This window comes from Escherichia sp. MOD1-EC6021, assembly GCF_002965245.1.
In the GTDB taxonomy this organism is placed as follows: domain Bacteria; phylum Pseudomonadota; class Gammaproteobacteria; order Enterobacterales; family Enterobacteriaceae; genus Escherichia; species Escherichia coli_F.
Genome location: NZ_PTRU01000012.1, coordinates 45,690 through 65,028, shown reverse-complemented (window position 1 = coordinate 65,028; position 19,339 = coordinate 45,690). Strand labels below are relative to the sequence as shown.

The 19,339-nt window shown below is 52.7% G+C and carries 18 protein-coding genes; 10 read left to right on the top strand and 8 right to left on the bottom strand.

Annotation, left to right across the window (positions count from 1 at the left end; genetic code table 11):
- Positions 1-60: 60 nt before the first annotated feature.
- The 6 genes from selA (at position 61) to BEB54_RS15170 (ending at position 7,263) form a co-directional block, all read left to right on the top strand.
- The gene (gene selA, locus BEB54_RS15200; RefSeq protein ID WP_000206247.1) at positions 61-1,452 is read left to right on the top strand and encodes an L-seryl-tRNA(Sec) selenium transferase; all 1,392 of its coding nucleotides are present in this window, start codon (positions 61-63) and stop codon (positions 1,450-1,452) included.
- Positions 1,449-3,293 carry a selenocysteine-specific translation elongation factor gene (gene selB, locus BEB54_RS15195; protein ID WP_032185435.1) on the top strand — a complete coding sequence of 615 codons (1,845 nt, stop codon included), beginning with the start codon at positions 1,449-1,451 and terminating at the stop codon, positions 3,291-3,293. Before selA ends, selB begins: the two co-directional genes overlap by 4 nt.
- Positions 3,294-3,482: 189 nt before the next feature.
- Positions 3,483-4,634 carry an L-threonine dehydrogenase gene (gene yiaY / locus BEB54_RS15190; RefSeq protein WP_000741504.1) on the top strand — a complete coding sequence of 384 codons (1,152 nt, stop codon included), beginning with the start codon at positions 3,483-3,485 and terminating at the stop codon, positions 4,632-4,634.
- 200 nt (positions 4,635-4,834) lie between these two features.
- Positions 4,835-6,373 (top strand): aldehyde dehydrogenase AldB, encoded by a 1,539-nt coding sequence (gene aldB, locus BEB54_RS15185; RefSeq protein WP_105277703.1) that lies wholly within the window; start codon positions 4,835-4,837, stop codon positions 6,371-6,373.
- Positions 6,374-6,650: 277 nt separating this feature from the next.
- On the top strand, positions 6,651-6,836 hold the full coding sequence (locus BEB54_RS15175; protein WP_032185431.1) for a type II toxin-antitoxin system HicA family toxin: 186 nt from the start codon (positions 6,651-6,653) through the stop codon (positions 6,834-6,836).
- A gap of 16 nt (positions 6,837-6,852) precedes the next feature.
- Positions 6,853-7,263 (top strand): type II toxin-antitoxin system HicB family antitoxin, encoded by a 411-nt coding sequence (locus BEB54_RS15170; RefSeq protein ID WP_000499744.1) that lies wholly within the window; start codon positions 6,853-6,855, stop codon positions 7,261-7,263.
- Here BEB54_RS15170 and BEB54_RS15165 read toward each other — a convergent pair.
- Positions 7,260-7,574, bottom strand: coding sequence for a hypothetical protein (locus tag BEB54_RS15165; RefSeq protein ID WP_001064341.1), 315 nt, complete (start codon positions 7,572-7,574; stop codon positions 7,260-7,262). The genes BEB54_RS15170 and BEB54_RS15165 overlap by 4 nt on opposite strands.
- 182 nt (positions 7,575-7,756) lie before the next feature.
- On the opposite strand from BEB54_RS15165, the gene BEB54_RS15160 reads away from it, so the two are divergent.
- Together BEB54_RS15160 and BEB54_RS15155 are read left to right on the top strand one after the other, a co-directional pair.
- Positions 7,757-8,080 (top strand): DUF3302 domain-containing protein, encoded by a 324-nt coding sequence (locus tag BEB54_RS15160; protein ID WP_000478193.1) that lies wholly within the window; start codon positions 7,757-7,759, stop codon positions 8,078-8,080.
- Positions 8,081-8,085: 5 nt separating this feature from the next.
- Complete coding sequence (locus tag BEB54_RS15155) at positions 8,086-9,222, top strand: HlyD family secretion protein (RefSeq protein WP_000364885.1); 1,137 nt, start codon at positions 8,086-8,088, stop codon at positions 9,220-9,222.
- Here BEB54_RS15155 and BEB54_RS15150 read toward each other — a convergent pair.
- Positions 9,219-10,193: a LysR family transcriptional regulator gene (locus tag BEB54_RS15150; protein ID WP_105282226.1), complete on the bottom strand. Its 975-nt coding sequence runs from the start codon at positions 10,191-10,193 to the stop codon at positions 9,219-9,221. The genes BEB54_RS15155 and BEB54_RS15150 overlap by 4 nt on opposite strands.
- A gap of 123 nt (positions 10,194-10,316) precedes the next feature.
- Here BEB54_RS15150 and BEB54_RS15145 point away from each other — a divergent pair, with 123 nt between their 5' ends.
- Positions 10,317-11,057: a MipA/OmpV family protein gene (locus BEB54_RS15145; protein WP_000906829.1), complete on the top strand. Its 741-nt coding sequence runs from the start codon at positions 10,317-10,319 to the stop codon at positions 11,055-11,057.
- A 129-nt stretch (positions 11,058-11,186) separates the two neighbouring features.
- Here BEB54_RS15145 and BEB54_RS15140 read toward each other — a convergent pair whose 3' ends face one another.
- Both BEB54_RS15140 and BEB54_RS15135 read right to left on the bottom strand, forming a co-directional pair.
- A complete protein-coding gene (locus BEB54_RS15140) occupies positions 11,187-13,157 on the bottom strand; it encodes a glycoside hydrolase family 127 protein (protein ID WP_105277705.1) in 1,971 nt (656 codons plus the stop codon).
- A gap of 10 nt (positions 13,158-13,167) precedes the next feature.
- A complete protein-coding gene (locus BEB54_RS15135) occupies positions 13,168-14,568 on the bottom strand; it encodes an MFS transporter (protein WP_000204811.1) in 1,401 nt (466 codons plus the stop codon).
- A 225-nt stretch (positions 14,569-14,793) separates the two neighbouring features.
- Between BEB54_RS15135 and BEB54_RS15130 the strand changes: the two genes are divergently transcribed.
- Complete coding sequence (locus BEB54_RS15130; protein WP_000891823.1) at positions 14,794-15,609, top strand: AraC family transcriptional regulator; 816 nt, start codon at positions 14,794-14,796, stop codon at positions 15,607-15,609.
- A gap of 31 nt (positions 15,610-15,640) precedes the next feature.
- Here the strand turns inward: BEB54_RS15130 and araD are convergent, their stop codons facing one another.
- From araD to lyxK, 4 genes are read right to left on the bottom strand one after another with little or no spacing between them, the layout of a single operon-like run.
- Complete coding sequence (araD, locus tag BEB54_RS15125; RefSeq protein ID WP_105277706.1) at positions 15,641-16,336, bottom strand: L-ribulose-5-phosphate 4-epimerase; 696 nt, start codon at positions 16,334-16,336, stop codon at positions 15,641-15,643.
- Positions 16,330-17,190 carry an L-ribulose-5-phosphate 3-epimerase gene (locus BEB54_RS15120; RefSeq protein ID WP_105282225.1) on the bottom strand — a complete coding sequence of 287 codons (861 nt, stop codon included), beginning with the start codon at positions 17,188-17,190 and terminating at the stop codon, positions 16,330-16,332. Before BEB54_RS15120 ends, araD begins: the two co-directional genes overlap by 7 nt.
- Positions 17,183-17,845, bottom strand: coding sequence for a 3-keto-L-gulonate-6-phosphate decarboxylase UlaD (ulaD, locus tag BEB54_RS15115; RefSeq protein WP_000089480.1), 663 nt, complete (start codon positions 17,843-17,845; stop codon positions 17,183-17,185). Before ulaD ends, BEB54_RS15120 begins: the two co-directional genes overlap by 8 nt.
- The gene (gene lyxK / locus BEB54_RS15110; RefSeq protein ID WP_105277708.1) at positions 17,842-19,338 is read right to left on the bottom strand and encodes an L-xylulokinase; all 1,497 of its coding nucleotides are present in this window, start codon (positions 19,336-19,338) and stop codon (positions 17,842-17,844) included. The genes ulaD and lyxK overlap by 4 nt, the downstream gene beginning before the upstream one ends.
- Between the last annotated feature and the right edge of the window lies 1 nt (position 19,339).

Below are 19,339 nucleotides of genomic sequence, written 5' to 3'. Positions count from 1 at the left end.
TCCGTGGTTATGTTAAACGCCCTTCTCCGTGTGAGAGGGCCTTGATCAACCAGGTTTCCTATGACAACCGAAACGCGTTCCCTCTATAGTCAACTTCCGGCTATTGATCGCTTATTGCGCGATAGCTCTTTCCTTTCTTTGCGTGATACCTATGGTCACACCCGCGTGGTGGAGTTGCTGCGTCAGATGCTTGACGAAGCGCGAGAAGTGATTCGTGACAGCCAGACGCTACCCGCGTGGTGTGAAAACTGGGCGCAAGAAGTTGATGCCCGGTTGACGAAAGAGGCGCAAAGCGCGCTGCGTCCGGTGATCAACCTGACGGGAACCGTGCTGCATACCAACCTTGGGCGAGCTTTACAGGCGGAAGCCGCGGTGGAGGCTGTTGCGCAGGCTATGCGTTCGCCAGTAACCCTCGAATACGATCTGGATGACGCCGGACGCGGACATCGCGATCGGGCGCTGGCGCAGCTGCTGTGCCGTATTACGGGGGCGGAAGATGCCTGTATCGTTAATAACAATGCGGCGGCGGTCTTGTTGATGTTGGCGGCCACTGCCAGTGGGAAAGAGGTGGTGGTATCTCGCGGCGAACTGGTGGAGATTGGCGGCGCGTTTCGTATTCCTGATGTCATGCGTCAGGCAGGCTGCACCCTACACGAAGTGGGGACCACCAATCGCACGCACGCTAATGATTATCGCCAGGCGGTGAATGAAAATACTGCGCTGTTGATGAAGGTACATACCAGTAACTACAGCATTCAGGGGTTCACCAAAGCGATAGATGAAGCTGAACTGGTGGCGCTCGGCAAAGAGCTGGATGTTCCCGTAGTGACTGATTTAGGCAGTGGCTCGCTGGTTGATCTTAGCCAGTACGGTTTGCCGAAAGAGCCAATGCCGCAGGAGTTGATTGCGGCGGGTGTCAGTCTGGTGAGCTTCTCCGGCGACAAGCTGTTAGGCGGGCCGCAGGCAGGAATTATTGTTGGTAAAAAAGAGATGATCGCCCGCCTGCAAAGCCACCCGCTGAAGCGTGCATTACGCGCGGATAAAATGACCCTCGCGGCGCTGGAAGCCACGTTGCGTCTTTATCTACACCCTGAAGCACTGAGTGAAAAATTACCGACTCTGCGTCTGCTTACCCGCAGCGCAGAGGTCATTCAAATCCAGGCACAACGTTTACAGGCCCCCCTTGCCGCACATTACGGCGCGGAGTTTGCGGTACAGGTTATGCCATGTCTTTCGCAGATTGGCAGTGGTTCGCTGCCGGTTGATCGCCTGCCGAGCGCGGCATTAACGTTTACACCCCATGATGGACGCGGTAGCCACCTTGAGTCATTAGCCGCCCGCTGGCGTGAATTGCCAGTGCCGGTGATTGGTCGTATTTATGACGGACGATTGTGGCTGGATTTACGCTGCCTTGAAGATGAGCAACGGTTTTTGGAGATGTTGTTGAAATGATTATTGCGACTGCCGGACACGTTGACCACGGCAAAACGACCTTATTGCAGGCGATTACTGGCGTAAATGCCGATCGTCTGCCGGAAGAAAAAAAGCGCGGCATGACCATCGATCTCGGCTATGCCTACTGGCCGCAGCCGGATGGTCGTGTTCCGGGTTTTATCGACGTTCCCGGTCATGAAAAGTTTCTTTCCAACATGCTGGCGGGCGTCGGGGGTATCGATCACGCGCTGTTGGTGGTGGCGTGCGATGACGGCGTGATGGCACAGACTCGTGAGCATCTGGCGATTTTGCAGCTGACCGGTAACCCGATGCTGACAGTGGCGCTGACCAAAGCCGATCGCGTGGACGAAACGCGTGTTGATGAAGTTGAACGCCAGGTAAAGGAGGTGCTGCGGGAATACGGTTTTGCTGAGGCAAAACTGTTTATCACCGCAGCAACCGAAGGCCGGGGAATTGATGCCCTGCGCGAGCATCTGCTTCAGTTACCAGAACGTGAACACGCCAGCCAACATAGCTTCCGCCTCGCTATCGACCGTGCTTTTACCGTAAAAGGTGCCGGGCTGGTCGTCACCGGTACGGCGTTAAGTGGGGAAGTGAAGGTAGGCGATTCACTCTGGCTGACTGGTGTAAATAAACCGATGCGCGTGCGTGCGCTGCATGCGCAAAATCAGCCAACAAATGCAGCTCATGCCGGGCAGCGTATTGCGCTTAACATCGCGGGTGATGCGGAAAAAGAACAGATTAACCGTGGGGACTGGTTGCTTGCCGATGCGCCGCCGGAGCCGTTTACGCGGGTGATAGTCGAGCTTCAAACTCATACACCGTTGACCCAGTGGCAGCCGCTGCATATTCACCACGCCGCCAGCCACGTTACGGGACGCGTTTCGCTGCTGGAAGATAACCTTGCCGAGTTGGTGTTCGACACGCCGCTGTGGCTGGCAGATAACGATCGCTTAGTGCTACGCGATATCTCGGCCCGCAACACGCTGGCGGGGGCGCGCGTGGTGATGCTTAACCCGCCGCGTCGCGGTAAGCGTAAGCCGGAATATCTGCAATGGCTGGCGTCTCTTGCACGGGCGCAGAGCGATGCCGATGCGTTAGCTATTCATCTGGAACGCGGAGCGGTTAACCTTGCTGATTTCGCCTGGGCGCGCCAGCTCAACGGCGAAGGGATGCGTGAACTGCTGCAGCAACCGGGCTATATTCAGGCCGGTTACAGCTTGCTGAATGCACCGGTTGCCGCTCGTTGGCAGCGGAAAATTCTCGATACCCTGGCGACTTATCATGAGCAGCATCGCGATGAACCAGGTCCTGGGCGCGAGCGTCTGCGGCGCATGGCGTTGCCAATGGAAGATGAAGCGCTGGTGCTGTTGCTGATTGAAAAGATGCGCGAAAGCGGCGACATCCTCAGTCATCACGGTTGGCTGCATCTGCCGGATCATAAAGCGGGATTCAGCGAAGAGCAGCAGGCTATCTGGCAAAAAGCGGAGCCGCTGTTTGGTGACGAGCCGTGGTGGGTGCGTGACCTGGCAAAAGAGACGGGAATCGACGAGCAGGCAATGCGTTTGACGCTACGCCAGGCGGCCCAACAGGGGATAATCACTGCGATCGTCAAAGATCGTTATTACCGTAACGATCGGATTGTCGAATTTGCCAATATGATCCGCGATCTCGATCAGGAATGTGGTTCAACCTGCGCGGCGGATTTCCGCGATCGCTTAGGCGTAGGCCGAAAGCTGGCAATTCAAATTCTGGAATATTTTGACCGTATTGGCTTTACGCGTCGCCGTGGAAATGATCATTTATTGCGCGACGCATTATTATTTCCAGAAAAATAAGGGAACGATTAATTCATAATAAATATGAATTAATACAAAGTTCTTATTAATGTTAAGGAAGCACGTTATTTGATGAATGTAACGTGCTTTTTATTAAAAATATTTTAATAAACGGTAATGTTGATCATATTTTCAAATGAAAATCCTCAGTAAGCTGCCGGCCCTTTTTTACTCTTTCAGGAGTGTGTTATGGCAGCTTCAACCTTTTTTATTCCTTCCGTGAATGTTATTGGTGCTGATTCATTGAATGATGCAATGAATATGATGGCAGATTATGGATTTACCCGTACCTTAATTGTCACTGACAATATGTTAACGAAATTGGGTATGGCGGGCGATGTGCAAAAAGCACTGGAAGAGCGCAATATTTTTAGCGTTATTTATGATGGCACCCAGCCTAACCCAACCACGGAAAACGTCGCCGCAGGTTTGAAATTACTTAAAGAAAATAATTGCGATAGCGTAATCTCCCTGGGCGGTGGTTCTCCGCACGACTGTGCAAAAGGTATTGCGTTGGTTGCAGCTAACGGCGGCGATATCCGCGATTATGAAGGCGTTGACCGCTCTGCAAAACCGCAGTTGCCGATGATCGCCATCAACACCACGGCGGGTACGGCATCAGAAATGACCCGTTTTTGCATCATCACCGATGAAGCACGTCACATCAAAATGGCGATTGTGGATAAGCACGTCACTCCGCTGCTTTCTGTCAATGACTCCTCGCTGATGATCGGTATGCCGAAGTCACTGACCGCTGCAACGGGTATGGATGCCTTAACGCACGCTATCGAAGCGTATGTGTCTATTGCCGCCACGCCGATCACCGACGCTTGCGCACTGAAAGCGGTGACTATGATTGCCGAAAACCTGCCCTTAGCCGTTGAAGATGGCAGCAATGAGAAAGCGCGCGAAGCAATGGCTTACGCTCAGTTCCTCGCGGGTATGGCGTTCAACAATGCGTCTCTGGGTTATGTTCATGCGATGGCGCACCAGTTAGGTGGTTTCTACAATCTGCCGCACGGTGTATGTAACGCCGTTCTGCTGCCGCACGTTCAGGTATTCAACAGTAAAGTCGCTGCTGCACGTTTGCGTGACTGCGCTGCCGCGATGGGTGTTAACGTGACAGGTAAAAACGACGCGGAAGGTGCAGAAGCCTGCATCAATGCCATCCGTGAACTGGCGAAGAAAGTGAATATCCCGGCAGGCTTGCGTGACCTGAACGTGAAAGAAGAAGATTTCGCGGTACTGGCGACCAATGCCCTGAAAGATGCCTGCGGCTTTACTAACCCGATTCAGGCAACTCACGAAGAAATTGTGGCGATTTATCGCGCGGCGATGTAATCATCATTCCCACAATGGCTGGCTAATTGTCAGCCATTTTTTCAACTCTCTCAAAATTTGCGATTTTTGAGAGAGTTTTAGTTATCTCTGTAATCCTTGCCCGTAAATTCGTGATAGCCGTCGTAAAGCTATCACCAGCTGGCGAAGATTTCGCCAGTCACGTCTACCCTTGTTATACCTCACACCGCAAGGAGACGATCATGACCAACAATCCCCCTTCAGCACAGATTAAGCCCGGCGAGTATGGCTTCCCCCTCAAGTTAAAAGCCCGCTATGACAACTTTATTGGCGGCGAATGGGTCGCGCCCGCCGACGGCGAGTATTACCAGAACCTGACGCCGGTGACCGGGCAGCTACTGTGCGAAGTGGCGTCTTCGGGTAAACGAGATATCGATCTGGCGCTGGATGCTGCGCATAAAGTGAAAGATAAATGGACGCATACTTCGGTGCAGGATCGCGCGGCGATTCTGTTTAAGATTGCCGATCGAATGGAGCAAAACCTCGAACTTTTAGCGACGGCTGAAACCTGGGATAACGGCAAACCCATTCGCGAAACCAGTGCTGCTGATGTGCCGCTGGCGATTGACCACTTCCGCTATTTCGCCTCGTGTATTCGGGCGCAGGAAGGCGGTATTAGCGAAGTGGATAGCGAAACCGTGGCTTATCACTTCCACGAACCGTTAGGCGTGGTGGGGCAGATTATCCCGTGGAACTTCCCGCTGTTGATGGCGAGCTGGAAAATGGCTCCCGCGCTGGCGGCGGGCAACTGTGTGGTGCTGAAACCCGCACGTCTTACCCCGCTTTCTGTACTGCTGCTAATGGAAATCGTTGGTGATTTACTGCCGCCGGGCGTGGTGAACGTGGTTAACGGCGCTGGTGGGGAAATTGGCGAATATCTGGCGACCTCGAAACGCATCGCCAAAGTGGCGTTTACCGGCTCAACGGAAGTGGGCCAACAAATTATGCAGTACGCCACGCAAAATATTATTCCGGTAACCCTGGAACTGGGCGGCAAGTCGCCAAATATCTTCTTTGCTGATGTGATGGATGAAGAAGATGCCTTTTTCGATAAAGCGCTGGAAGGCTTTGCACTGTTTGCTTTTAACCAGGGCGAAGTTTGCACCTGTCCAAGCCGTGCTTTAGTGCAGGAGTCTATCTACGAACGCTTTATGGAACGCGCCATCCGCCGTGTCGAAAGCATTCGCAGCGGTAACCCGCTCGACAGCGTGACGCAAATGGGGGCGCAAGTTTCGCACGGGCAACTGGAAACCATCCTCAACTACATTGATATCGGTAAAAAAGAGGGCGCAGACGTGCTCACCGGTGGGCGGCGCAAGCTGCTGGAAGGCGAACTGAAAGACGGCTACTACCTCGAACCGACGATTCTGTTTGGTCAGAATAATATGCGCGTGTTCCAGGAAGAAATTTTTGGTCCGGTGCTGGCGGTAACCACCTTCAAAACGATGGAAGAAGCGCTGGAGCTGGCGAACGACACGCAATATGGTCTGGGGGCTGGTGTCTGGAGCCGCAACGGTAATCTGGCCTATAAGATGGGGCGCGGCATTCAGGCCGGGCGAGTGTGGACCAACTGTTATCACGCTTACCCGGCACATGCGGCGTTTGGTGGCTATAAGCAGTCGGGTATCGGGCGCGAAACCCATAAGATGATGCTTGAGCATTACCAGCAAACCAAGTGCCTGCTGGTGAGTTACTCGGATAAACCGTTGGGGCTGTTCTGATGTAAGAAGCTGGTCGCATCGGGTATTCATTGCCTGATGCGACGTTTGCGCGTTTTACCAATTCAAATGTCTACGTCTTGAATGACTGAATATTGATTGAACTTAATTACGAGTCTCCTCACATCTTTTCAACAAGTTACTGCACACTGTTATTCTTCTTCCGAACGGCATTCCTGAGTCAACTTTATCCCCCTGACGGCCCATATAAATCGCGCTATCGTGATTGTTATTGCTAAATGTGTGTGTATCGTGTGTATAATCATGGAAGGGCAGGGATGTGAAAAGTGCAGACGTGATCGCCATCCTGAAGCAGCATGGCTGGGAACATATTCGAACCCGTGGTAGTCATCATCAGTTCCGCCACCCTGTTCATCCGGGTCTGGTGACGGTTCCGCACCCTAAAAAAGATATTAAGCACGGTACGCTGGCGCAAATTGGGCGTCAGGCTGGTTTAACATTTTAAAATTTCAGGAGGCAATATGTTTTATCCCGCCTATATCCACAGTGATCCTGACGGCAGCGCCAGCGGTTTTTTCCCTGATGTTCCAGGCTGTTATTTTGCTGGTGATACGCTGGACAACGCTTTCCAGGATGCGCGAAGTGCACTGGTCGCGCACTTCGAAACCTTATGCGAGATGAATGAAGAGTTGCCGCTTCCAGGCTCTGTGGAAACACATCTGGTCCAGCGTGCGCAGGACTTTATTGGCGGGCAATGGTTGCTGGTGGATATCAATATGAATCAGTTCGAAGGTCGGGCTGAACGTATCAATATTACGATGCCGAAAAGATTACTGAACAAGATTGATACCTACGTGCGCAATAACCCAGACTACGCCAACAGAAGTGCGTTTCTGGCGGAAGCTGCCCGGCGTGTATTGCCGGGCGTTTAATCTCGCGTTTCGATGGTGAGCGGGCGGACCAGGCTGTACAGCCACAGACCAAAACAAGCGATGGTGCCAATCACCACGGTGAGGAACACACTGACTGACAGGCCTGCAAGCAATCCCGCAGGCAGGGCCAGCAGGCCGTGGATCACGGTGTCGTTCCATCTCACCTGATCGTAGCCAAACATGCCTAAAACGCCGCAAACCAGACCGTAAATCACCATTGGTGTTCCGAGGCCAATCAGCAATAAACGGTAGATAATTGAAGGTTTAATACGCTTTATCTGTACTGTGGATGTTTTACTGGGGTTATTCATTAGTTTGGTCAATAGTTCCATTATTTCAATATGATAAACCTCGACCTGTTGAAAAGCCAGGTAGCACACTTCAGAAAGTATATAAAAAACAATATGTCGTTATATAAATAAGGAAATTGCACTGCATCATGGCATTTCATAATATGCGTTAATTGTTCTTTTTTATATTCTCTGAGGGAAATATGTTCCTGGACTATTTTGCACTGGGAGTGCTTATTTTTGTATTTCTGGTGATATTCTATGGGATTATTATTTTACATGATATTCCCTACCTGATTGCTAAAAAACGTAATCATCCTCATGCCGACGCCATTCATGTTGCTGGTTGGGTGAGTCTTTTTACGCTGCATGTTATCTGGCCATTTTTGTGGATTTGGGCCACGCTTTACCGCCCGGAGCGGGGATGGGGAATGCAAAACCATGACTCCTCCGTTGTGCAACTACAACAGCGTATTGCCGGGCTGGAGAAACAGCTCGCCGACATCAAATCCTCTTCTGCCGAGTAATACTTATGGATTTACTGATTATTTTGACCTATGTGGCTTTCGCATGGGCAATGTTTAAGATCTTCAAAATTCCTGTAAATAAATGGACCATTCCCACCGCGGCCCTGGGTGGCATATTTATTGTCAGCGGTCTAATTCTGTTAATGAACTATAACCATCCGTATACCTTTAAAGCGCAAAAAGCGGTTATTTCTATTCCTGTTGTCCCGCAGGTGACAGGCGTGGTGATCGAAGTGACGGACAAGAAAAATACGCTGATTAAAAAAGGTGAGGTGCTATTTCGACTGGACCCGACGCGTTATCAGGCGCGGGTGGATCGGCTGATGGCGGATATCGTTACCGCAGAACATAAACAGCGGGCGTTGGGCGCAGAGTTAGATGAGATGGCGGCGAATACTCAGCAGGCAAAGGCCACGCGGGATAAATTCGCTAAAGAGTACCAGCGTTACGCACGCGGCAGCCAGGCGAAAGTAAACCCGTTTTCAGAACGCGATATTGATGTGGCGCGGCAAAATTATCTGGCGCAGGAAGCCTCCGTAAAGTCATCGGCGGCGGAACAAAAACAGATCCAGAGCCAGCTGGATAGCCTGGTGTTGGGTGAACATTCTCAAATCGCCAGCCTGAAAGCGCAGCTCGCGGAAGCAAAATATAACCTTGAGCAGACGATAGTGCGTGCGCCGAGCGATGGTTATGTGACCCAAGTGCTGATTCGTCCGGGTACCTATGCCGCATCGCTGCCGCTACGTCCTGTGATGGTGTTTATACCCGATCAGAAACGACAAATTGTGGCGCAGTTCCGTCAGAACTCCTTGCTGCGACTGGCTCCCGGCGATGATGCGGAAGTGGTGTTTAATGCTCTGCCAGGTAAGGTATTCAGCGGTAAGCTGGCAGCCATTAGTCCAGCTGTTCCCGGCGGAGCTTATCAGTCGACCGGCACCTTACAGACGTTAAACACAGCACCGGGTTCAGATGGCGTTATCGCGACCATTGAACTGGATGAGCACACTGAGTTGAGCGCTTTACCAGACGGTATTTACGCCCAGGTGGCGGTTTACTCTGATCATTTCAGCCATGTCTCGGTGATGCGCAAAGTGCTGTTACGCATGACCAGTTGGGTGCATTACCTTTATCTCGATCATTAATCTTCGCTTTCCGCCGCTTGTTCAGGCCGCAGTTGCTGCGACTGAGCAAGCTGGTGGCGAATTTCACGCAGCATTTCATCCAGCACATACTGGACCCGCCAGGGCTGGTATTCCCGTTTACGGAAGATAGCCACCAGATCCAGCCACCATTCATACGGTTGCTGAAAGCAGGGCACCAGCGTGCCGTCTTGCAGGTCGCTCTGCACACTTTTGTCTGGCGCAAACACAATCCCCAGGTGATTTCGTGCCAGCTCCAGCGCCGATTGCGTGTTGTCGCAAACGTAATTTCCCTTCACGCGATAATCCCGCACCTCTTTACTCCCGGCGACGTTGAAGCGCCAGATATTCGCGTCGTCGATCATCATCGAGTCGATCAAAATACAGGAGTGATGTTCGAGTTCGTCAGGACGGCTAATGGGATGTTTCTCAAGATAGCGCTGACTGGCATAAGCGGTTACGGCATATTGCGTAATAAAACTGGCAACCAGCGATTCATCTTTTGGTGGAGCATAGCTGATTAAAACATCACAATCATCGGGAAATTCGACACCTTCATAAAAGGCATTACGCTCAAGATTGCAGGTTTTTAGCGATAAGGTGATATCACCGATATCTTTAATTTTATCGATAACATGTTTGGATAAATAGGTAATTATGCCGGTTGGGGCGTAGATGGTGACCCGACCACGTTTCTCATGCTTATAATCTGCAATAAAATTATTAAGTTGCTCGTTTCTGTCCAGCATGTCGTTGATGTACGGTAACAGCGCGGTACCAAAAGGTGTGAGCATCAGCTGCCGGGTGGATCGGTCAAAGACTTTTAAACCTACTTTTGATTCAAAATCAGCAAGATATTTGCTGACGTTGGCCTGTGCGAATCCAAGTACAGTCGCGGCATGGCTGATATTTTCACTGGCAGCGATTACCGAGATAATTTTTAACTCCCGGTACTTAAGTTGTAATTTTGTCATCGCAACAGCCCAATTATATATAATTTTATATATTACTATATAAATATGAATCTTGCACCGGAGAAATTGTAAGCATTATTATGCCGACTCTTTTTTATCTTATTTTAAAATGGAATACCGGACATGTTAATTAACCGCAATATTGTGGCGTTATTTACGTTGCCTTTTATGGCAAGCGCTACTGCTTCTGAATTATCCATTGGTGCTGGTGCAGCTTATAATGAATCGCCTTATCGTGGTTATAATGAAAATACAAAGGCAATTCCGCTGATTAGTTATGAAGGTGATTCTTTTTATGTTCGTCAGACCACGTTAGGTTTTATTCTGTCGCAAAGTGAAAAAAATGAACTTAGCCTGACCGCATCCTGGATGCCGCTGGAATTTGACCCTGCAGATAATGACGATCATGCCATGCAACAGCTTGATAAGCGTGATAGTACGGCTATGGCGGGGGTTGCCTGGTATCACCACGAGCGTTGGGGAACCGTGAAAGCCTCTGCGGCTGCGGACGTTCTGGATAACAGCAACGGCTGGGTGGGGGAGCTATCGGTATTTCACAAAATGCAGATAGGTCGCCTGTCGCTGACACCTGCACTGGGCGTTCTCTATTATGACGAGAATTTCAGTGACTATTACTATGGCATTTCAGAGAGTGAGTCCCGTCGTAGCGGTCTGGCAAGTTATTCCGCGCAGGATGCCTGGGTGCCCTATGTCAGCCTGACGGCAAAATACCCGATAGGAGAGCACATCGTATTGATGGCGAGTGCCGGATACAGCGAGCTGCCGGAAGAGATTACCGACAGCCCGATGATTGATCGTAATGAGAGTTTTACCTTTGTCACCGGCGTGAGCTGGCGTTTTTAATTTACCGATGGATGTCGGTGCGGCTGGCCTACGCTCTCGCACTGACCTTCAGGCTTGATAAGACGCGTTAAGCGTCGCATCAGGCAATGTGCACCCTACGTTGGATGCGGCGCGAGCGCCTTATCCAACCTACGGATGGCAATGCTTTTCCTCATTCACCCAGATCCGCATTTCGCCTTCACCCCGGTTAGCCCAGCTAAACCACGGGATAAATGTCAGAGTTTGCGGCTGGCGTTTGGCTGGCGCGCTGTCGTAATGCCACAGCGGTTGCTGCTCTGGATAGCTCTGTTCATACCGGTAACCCGGTGCCTGGATTAAGATCTTATGGCTGAACAATCCCTTACCTTCAAATGTCGTAAATGGCGCATCGGTGGGCAGCCACAGATTATGCAGTGACTCGCCGTTGTCGGCCTGTTCCAGGCAATACACCAGCGGGCCGCGCTGAATCGCCACTTTTCCGGCGACGTGACGCACCAGCGGGTTACCGTAAACGCGACGTACCGGCATTGGCAACGTCAGATTCAGCGTGTCGCCCTCCTGCCATTCGCGGGTAATGTGCAAATACCCTTTACGAATATCCTGCTCGACCTCTTCCCCATTCAATGTAATCTGCGGCTGTGTGCACCAGTCCGGCAGACGTAAAGCCAGCGTATGACGCACCGGCTGGGGCGATTCAACCGCAATTGTCACCTGTTCCTGCCACGGATAGTTTCCGCTAACCCGCAGACGCAGCGTGCCATTTTCTACCGGCACTTCCATGCTGTTTCCTGCGTAGATGTTGATATACAACGCATCTTCACGCGGCGTGTAGAGATAATGACCAATCGAGGTTAGCACGCGGGCGATATTTGGCGGACAACAAGCGCAACCAAACCAACGCTGGCGGATCGGCTTAACGTGATCGTAGATATGGTTGAATTTCAGCGATTTTGGATGTACTTCCAGCGGATTCACATAGAAGAAATGTTTGCCATCCAGCGCCATGCCGCCGAGCACGGTGTTGTACAGTGCGCGCTCCATCACATCGGCATATTGACTGTCGCCTTCCATTTCCAGCATTCGCCGGGCGAACATCATCAGGCCGATGGAAGCACAGCTTTCGGCGTATACCGTGTCATTCGGCAGATCGTAATCGCTGCTGAACGCTTCGCCGCTGCTTTGTGAGCCAATGCCGCCGGTAATATATAACTGACGCTGGGCCATATTGTTCCACAGCCGCAGGCAGTCCTGACGCTTGCTTTCATCGTGACTTAAACGCGCGAGATGCGCGACGCCGGTCATCAGGTAGACAAAACGTACCGCGTGACCAATGGCAGTTTGCTGCTGTGCGATGGGCAAATGTGCCTGGCTGTAGGCTTTGTCTTTCACCATCCACGCCGGGCCGTAGGTGTGCCAGTGCGAGGTCTGCCCGCGCTTTTCATATTCCTGGTCGTAATAGTGCGGTTGCGCACCACGCTGTTCGACAAAATAGTTCGTCAGCGCCAGGTAGCGCGGCTCTTCGGTCACTTCATATAGGCGCATTAGTGCCAGTTCAATTTCCGGGTGACCAGGATAACCGTGTAACTTACTTTCACCTGGACCAAATACGCTGTCGATATGATCGGCCAGACGGCAAACCACTTCCAGCAAGCGCCGCTTGCCCGTGGCCTGGAAGAAGGCGACTCCGGCTTCAATCAGATGACCGGCGCAGTAAAGTTCATGACACTCCGCCAGATTGCTCCAGCGTTCTTCGGGCGCTTTTACCGTAAAGTAAGTATTGAGATAGCCATCTTCGCACTGGGCGGAAGCGACCAGTTCGATTACCTCGTCAGCAGTTTTTTCCAGTTCGGCATCCGGCTTCTGGCACAGCGACCAGGCTACCGCTTCCAGCCATTTGGCGACGTCGCTGTCCTGAAACACCATCCCGTAAAATTCACCGTCTTGCAGTCCTGCGGCAATGCGAAAGTTTTCAATCGCATGGCTGGGTTCCGCTTCTGGGATACGATCGTTCAAGGCATCCCACTGATAAGGAATCACCACGTCGCGGACCAGTTGTTGGTACTGACCGAGGAACGGATCGCTGACCGTCAGTTTATGCAGATCGACTTCCGAAATGTTCATCTTGTGCTCCTTAAGGCTGTACATGACGCTGACGCAGGTCGCTAGCAATGCGTGACATCATAGGGTTATTGAGTTTGCAAAAGCGGATCGCCATCGCCAGCAGCAGGTGGAACAGCGCAGGCAGCAATGTTTCCATCGCCGCGATCCCGCCAAGCGAACTGGCGGTCTGGTTTTCCACGCCTGGCTGGTAGGCGACAAAAATAAACAGCAGGCTGATGATCCCGGCGCTGGAGGCCCAGGCCAGCTTGATGAAAAACAGATTGAAGGCGAAGTTCATGCCGGAAGAACGTACGCGGGTTTTCCACTCGCCGTAGTCATCGGCAAAGGCCATCAATGAGAAGTGCAATGGCAATGTGAAGCCAAGAATCACGCCATTACCAAGGATCACCGCCAGCCACAGCGTTTGATAAGCCGGGCCAGAAGGCAGGAACCACATCAACACCGCCAGCGCGGCGAGGAGCAGGTTGGTGTAGTAGTAAATTTTGACGGTATCGAAACGTCGCGTTAACGGGCTGACAATCACCGAGCCGATAATGGAGGCGAAGGTGACCATAGTGAAGAACAGCGACGTGTAGCCCGTACTGCCTTGTAAGACGTAGGTAATGAAGTACATATACCCACCGCCGCGAATATTAAAGACGTTAATCAGCAGGAAAGACATGACCAGCATCAGCAGCAGTTGGTCGTTGTTTCGCAGCCCGGCAAGATGTTCGCGCAGGGTAAATTTCCCCATTGTGGAGAGTGGCACCCGTTCACGAACCCAGAAGAAACAGCACAGGAACATCACCACAGCGATGGCGCACAGCACGCCGACGCCCAGTTGATAGCCGCGTGCCGCGTTGCCCTGACCGAAGAGATCCACCATCCACGGCAAGCCAACCGAAACCAGAAATCCCGCTACGCCGCAGAGAACGAATCGCCAGGACTGGCAGGAGATCACTTCATTGTGGCGGGTGGTCATGGTGTTGATCAGCGCGCAGTACGGCACGTTGATGGCGGTATAACCGACTGAAAGGAGCAGGTAAGTGCCGAACGCCCAGGCGATTTTTACTCCCATGCTGGCATCTGGCACGGTGAACGTCAGGATGCCGATAATGCCGATGGGAATGGCAATCCACAACTGCCACGGACGAAAGCGCCCCCAGCGACTTTGCGTCCGGTCGGCAATGACGCCCATCACCGGGTCGGAGATGGCATCAAACACGCGCAGTGCAATAAACAGCGTGCCGACCAGCGCCGGAGTTAAGCCAAAAACGTCGGTGTAGAAAAAGGTGAGAAAGTTCATGATCAGGCAGGTTATGACGGTGCCGCCAGCGTCACCCAGGCCGTAGCCTATTTTTTCCCGTACAGATAACGCGTCGTCAATTTTACCTTTAGCGATATCAGCGGTGGTAATCGGTGTAGAGGTCATAGATATTCCTCGCAAATAGAGAGCATTTTTTTGTTTTATTGCAATGACCTGATTAATTTCGCCGTTATCTGGAATATCAACAAGGCGAGAAAAGAGTAAAAAAAGGTGACGATTCCGACCTGAATTTAAAAGTGTGAATTGGATCAGGTGAAATTAATGTTTTTGATTAATAATCAAAAGGTAATGTGTTTAATCATTAATGAATAAGCGGGAAATTACATATCAATGCTCGAATTATCCATGACGTTACCGATTAAAGTGCAAAATGGTGGATTATTTATTTCCCGTGGCGTAGGGAGGCATCCGGCAAGGCGGCTGGAGTCATGGGAAATTATCTTTGTCGAAAAAGGTCGATTAGCGATTCAGGAAGAAGAGCGGATATTTCTGGTCGATGCGGGAGAGAGTTTATTACTCTGGCCGAACCGACAGCATGTTGGGGTAGAGGATTTTCCCGCCGATCTCAAATTTTACTGGCTGCATTTTGAGGTTAAAGCGCCGGATAGCGACCCGCGCTGGCTCACTCATCTTAGCGTGCCGCAACAAACGAAGGTTGCCGATCCGCAGGCGCTGGTGGCCCTGTTTCGCCAGTTCTTAAGCGAACAGGAAAAGCATCAACGCACTCCGGCGCTGGAGTTTATTGTGCTGCTGATTTTGCAGCAACTCACCCGTGACGCGCGTCTTGATGAACAGGCCGATGCCGCAGGTACCACGCTTGCCTGGAAAGCGCAGAAACTGATCCGCACGCAATATCATCGCCCGCTTTCCACGGCGCTTTTAGCCCGCGAGCTGTACTGCAATGCCGATTATCTTGGGCGCGTCTATCGGCGGGTGTTTCATCTGACGTTAACAGAAGCAATCCACCGCCAGCGGGTGCGCGAAGCCGAAAAGCTGTTAATTAGCGAAGCGCGATCGCTCACGGAAGTGGCGGCGTTGTGCGGGTTTAATGACGTTGGCTATTTCCGGCAGATTTTTCGCAAACACACCGGTTTAACGCCAGCTGCGTGGAAGCGACGTTACAGCAAGGAACATATCAATTCGTAGTGCCGGGGCAATGAAGCCCCGGCGTGAGAGATTACTGCCCGTAATAGGCATTGGCCCCATGTTTACGCAGGTAGTGCTTATCCAGCAGTTCGTTTTGCATCGCAGGGAGCTGCGGCGCAAGCTGGCGCGAGAACAGGCCCATATAGGCGCACTCTTCCAGCACTACGGCATTATGCACCGCATCGGCGGCGTTTTTACCCCAAGTGAACGGGCCGTGAGAATGCACCAGCACCGCCGGGATTTGTGCCGGACTCCTGCCGCGTTCTTCGAAAGTTTCAATGATCACTTCGCCGGTCTGATATTCATATTCGCCGTTAATCTCCTCTACGGTCATCTGTCGCGTGCAGGGGATGGCACCATAGAAATAATCGGCGTGCGTGGTGCCCCAGGCGGGGAGATCCAGCCCGGCCTGCGACCAGATGGTGGCGTGGCGCGAGTGGGTATGCACAATACCGCCAATTTCTGCATAGCGACGATAAAGCGCCAGATGCGTTGGCGTATCGGACGAGGGCTTTTTGCTACCTTCCACCACCTTGCCGCTGGCTATCTCAACCACCACCATATCGTCGGCGGTCATCACGTCGTACTCGACGCCGGAAGGTTTGATTACCATCCATTGCCGCGTCTCGTCTACCGCACTGACATTGCCCCAGGTAAACGTCACCAGATGGTGAGCGGGAAGCGCCAGATTCGCCGCCAGCACGTCGGCTTTCAGTTGTTCTAACATATAAATCCGGCCTCCTGCATACGCGCTTCAATCCAGCGCCGTGCCTGAATAATCTCCAGCACCGGCTCTTTGGCTTTTTCGGTCCACATCTCAATCAGAAATGATCCGCGATAGTTCAGTTCATGCAGCGTTTTGAAGATGCCAACGAAATCGACGCAACCTTCGCCAAACGGCACGTCGCGGAACTGTCCGGGGCTATGCTCGGTCACTGGCTGGGTATCTTTCAGGTGGATGGCGGCGATACGGTCAATGCCCAGTTTCAGTTCAGCGGGAACATCATTGCCCCAGGCGCTAAGGTTGCCGACGTCCGGGTAGACGGTGAACCACGGCGAAGCGAGTATCTCGTCCCATTTTTTCCATTTGCTGATGGAGTTCATAAACGCGGTATCCATAATCTCCACCGCCAGCATCACCTGCGCGGCGGCTGCCTGTTCAACCGCCCATGCCAGCCCTTCGGCAAAACGTTGCTGCGTGCCTTCGTCATGGGCTTCGTAATAGACGTCGTAGCCCGCCAGTTGAATGGTGCGAATACCGAGATCGCGCGCCAGATGAATTGCTTTGCTCATGATCTCCCGTGCTCGCTGGCGTACCGCGTCGTCACGGCTACCAAAGGGAAAACGATGATGTGCGGACAGGCACATCGACGGGATCCCAACACCCGTTTCGATCATCGCGGCAACCAGCGAAGTCCTTTGTGCGGCGCTCCAGTCAAGGCGCGACAGACGCTCGTCAGTTTCATCCACCGACATTTCGACAAAATCAAAACCGCAGCTTTTTGCCAGCACCAGCCGCTCCGGCCAGGAGAGATCTTTCGCCAGCGCTTTTTCATAAATCCCTAACGGATGATTACGCACGTGCGCCTCCCCAGATAGCGTCGATTTGCGCATGGAAGTCGGCAGCTACCTGTGCCGGATTTGCTGCGCCTGCCAGTGCTCGTCCGGCAATAAATGCCTTCACGCGGATATCTTTAAACAGCGGCAGGTCAGCAGGCGTAATCCCGCCGGTAATGGAAAGCTCAAGGCCGATATCGGAAAGCGCCTTCATGCGTGCCAGATCGGCTTCGCCCCACTGTTGCCCGCTGGCCTGCGCGTCACGACCACGATGATAAATCGCCTGCCGCACGCCAATACGATGCCAGTCGCGGGCGTCGTCCAGCGTCCAGTTACCAAAAAGCTCTATCTGGATTTCACCACCGCAGCGTTGCGCCATCGCGTGGCCTTTTTCCACCGTCGCGAGCGGTGCGGCGCAGATGATGGTCATCCAGTTAGCGCCTGCGCCAAACGCCTGTTGCGCGAGCGTTTCACCAGCATCGGCGACCTTCCAGTCAGCAACGATGATTTTGTCCGGGCACTGTTCGCGCAAGGCTTTCACCGCGCCAAGCCCTTCGTTTAAACAGAGAATAGTGCCTGCTTCGACGATATCGACGCTGTCTTTTAACAGCGTAACGTCGCGCTGTGCGGCTTCAAGTGATGAGTGGTCGAGGGCCAGTTGCAGAAGTGGTCTGCTCATAATGTGTTCTCCTTAACGCGGGCATGAAAGCCCTGTAGTGCGGCAATGAGGTGCTGATAGCGTTGGTATTTTTGTTGGTAAAGCTGATGGGCGGTCATATCCGGTAACAGGGTACGCACCGGGTGCTGTTGATCGCGCTGGGCTTCGCTGAAATCGCGATAAACTCCGGTGCCGACGCGGGCGGCAAGCGCCGCGCCAAAACAGCCCGTTTCTTGCACCTGCGGCAGTTCGATACGCAGTCCGCTAACGTCCGCCAGCATTTGCATCCAGACATCGGAGTGCGCCGGGCCGCCAGTGACGCGCAGGGTGTGCACATCAGTAAAACGTTCGCGCATCCGGTTGAGGTGGGTCATATGGCTGAACACCACGCCTTCATAAATGGCCTGCAACAGGTGTGCGCGGGTGTGAATGGCCTGCATCCCGTAGAAACCGCTGGTCATCTCGAGTCCGGCGTTGCTGCCGTACAGGAACGGCAGGAAAAAGAGATCGCCACCGGCTTTCGGTAAGCTGGCAACAGCCTGGTTGATCTCTGCAAACGAGATTTCTCCCCACTGCGCGGTAAACCATTCGAGATTGCCGGAAGAGGTAGGGCTGGCTTCGTGAACGATAAATTCACCGTCGTTAACGTAGCGGCCATAGACATACGGATGCGCTTCACCGTCACCTAAACCGCGGGTTATGCCGCTGGTCACCGCCCAGGTGCCCATTACCGCATTGAGGGTAAATTCGTCTTCGATTCCGGCGCAGAGTGCGGTAGAAACCACATCAAACAGGCCGCCGACAACGGGCGTACCCGCTTGCAGACCGGTCAGTGCGGCTGTCTGAGCGGTGATTTCCCCGCAGATTTCGGCAGATCCAACAACAGGCGGCAGGGCGTGATTGATTTCACTGATCCCCAGCCAGTCGGTGAGGCACGGGTCATATTCCCCGCGACTCATGTTGTAGAGATTGGATTCGGAAATATTGCTCTCTTCACAGCCTTTGACGCCGGTTAAACACCAACGCAGGTAGTCGTGCGTCATCATCACGCAGCCAATTTGCGCGTAGCGTTCTGGTTCGTGTTCTTTCAGCCAGCGTAACAGCGACACCGGATGCCCGGTCCACAAGGTTTGTCGGGTCAGCGGGTAGAGTTTTTCCGGGATGCTATCTTCCTGCCAGCGACGAACGATTTCCATCGCCCGGCGATCCGAGGACAAAATGGCGTTACCGAGCGGCTTGTCGTTTTTATCCAGCAAAAACAAGCCCTTTCCCTGTGCGGAGATACCGATGCCGACAATTTGCTCCCCGCTAACGCTGGAATGGGTAAGCAGGGAGCGAATGACAGCCATGCAGCATTGCCACAGTTCTGCCATATCGCGCTCTGCCCAGCCTGGCTGCGGGCTTAATGCGCACAGCGGCAGGCGCTGCACGCCTGCCTCCCGGCCTTCGCGGTCATACAGGCCGGCTTTTAGCCAGCTTCCGCCACAATCTAACCCCAGCCAGTATTGCGTCATG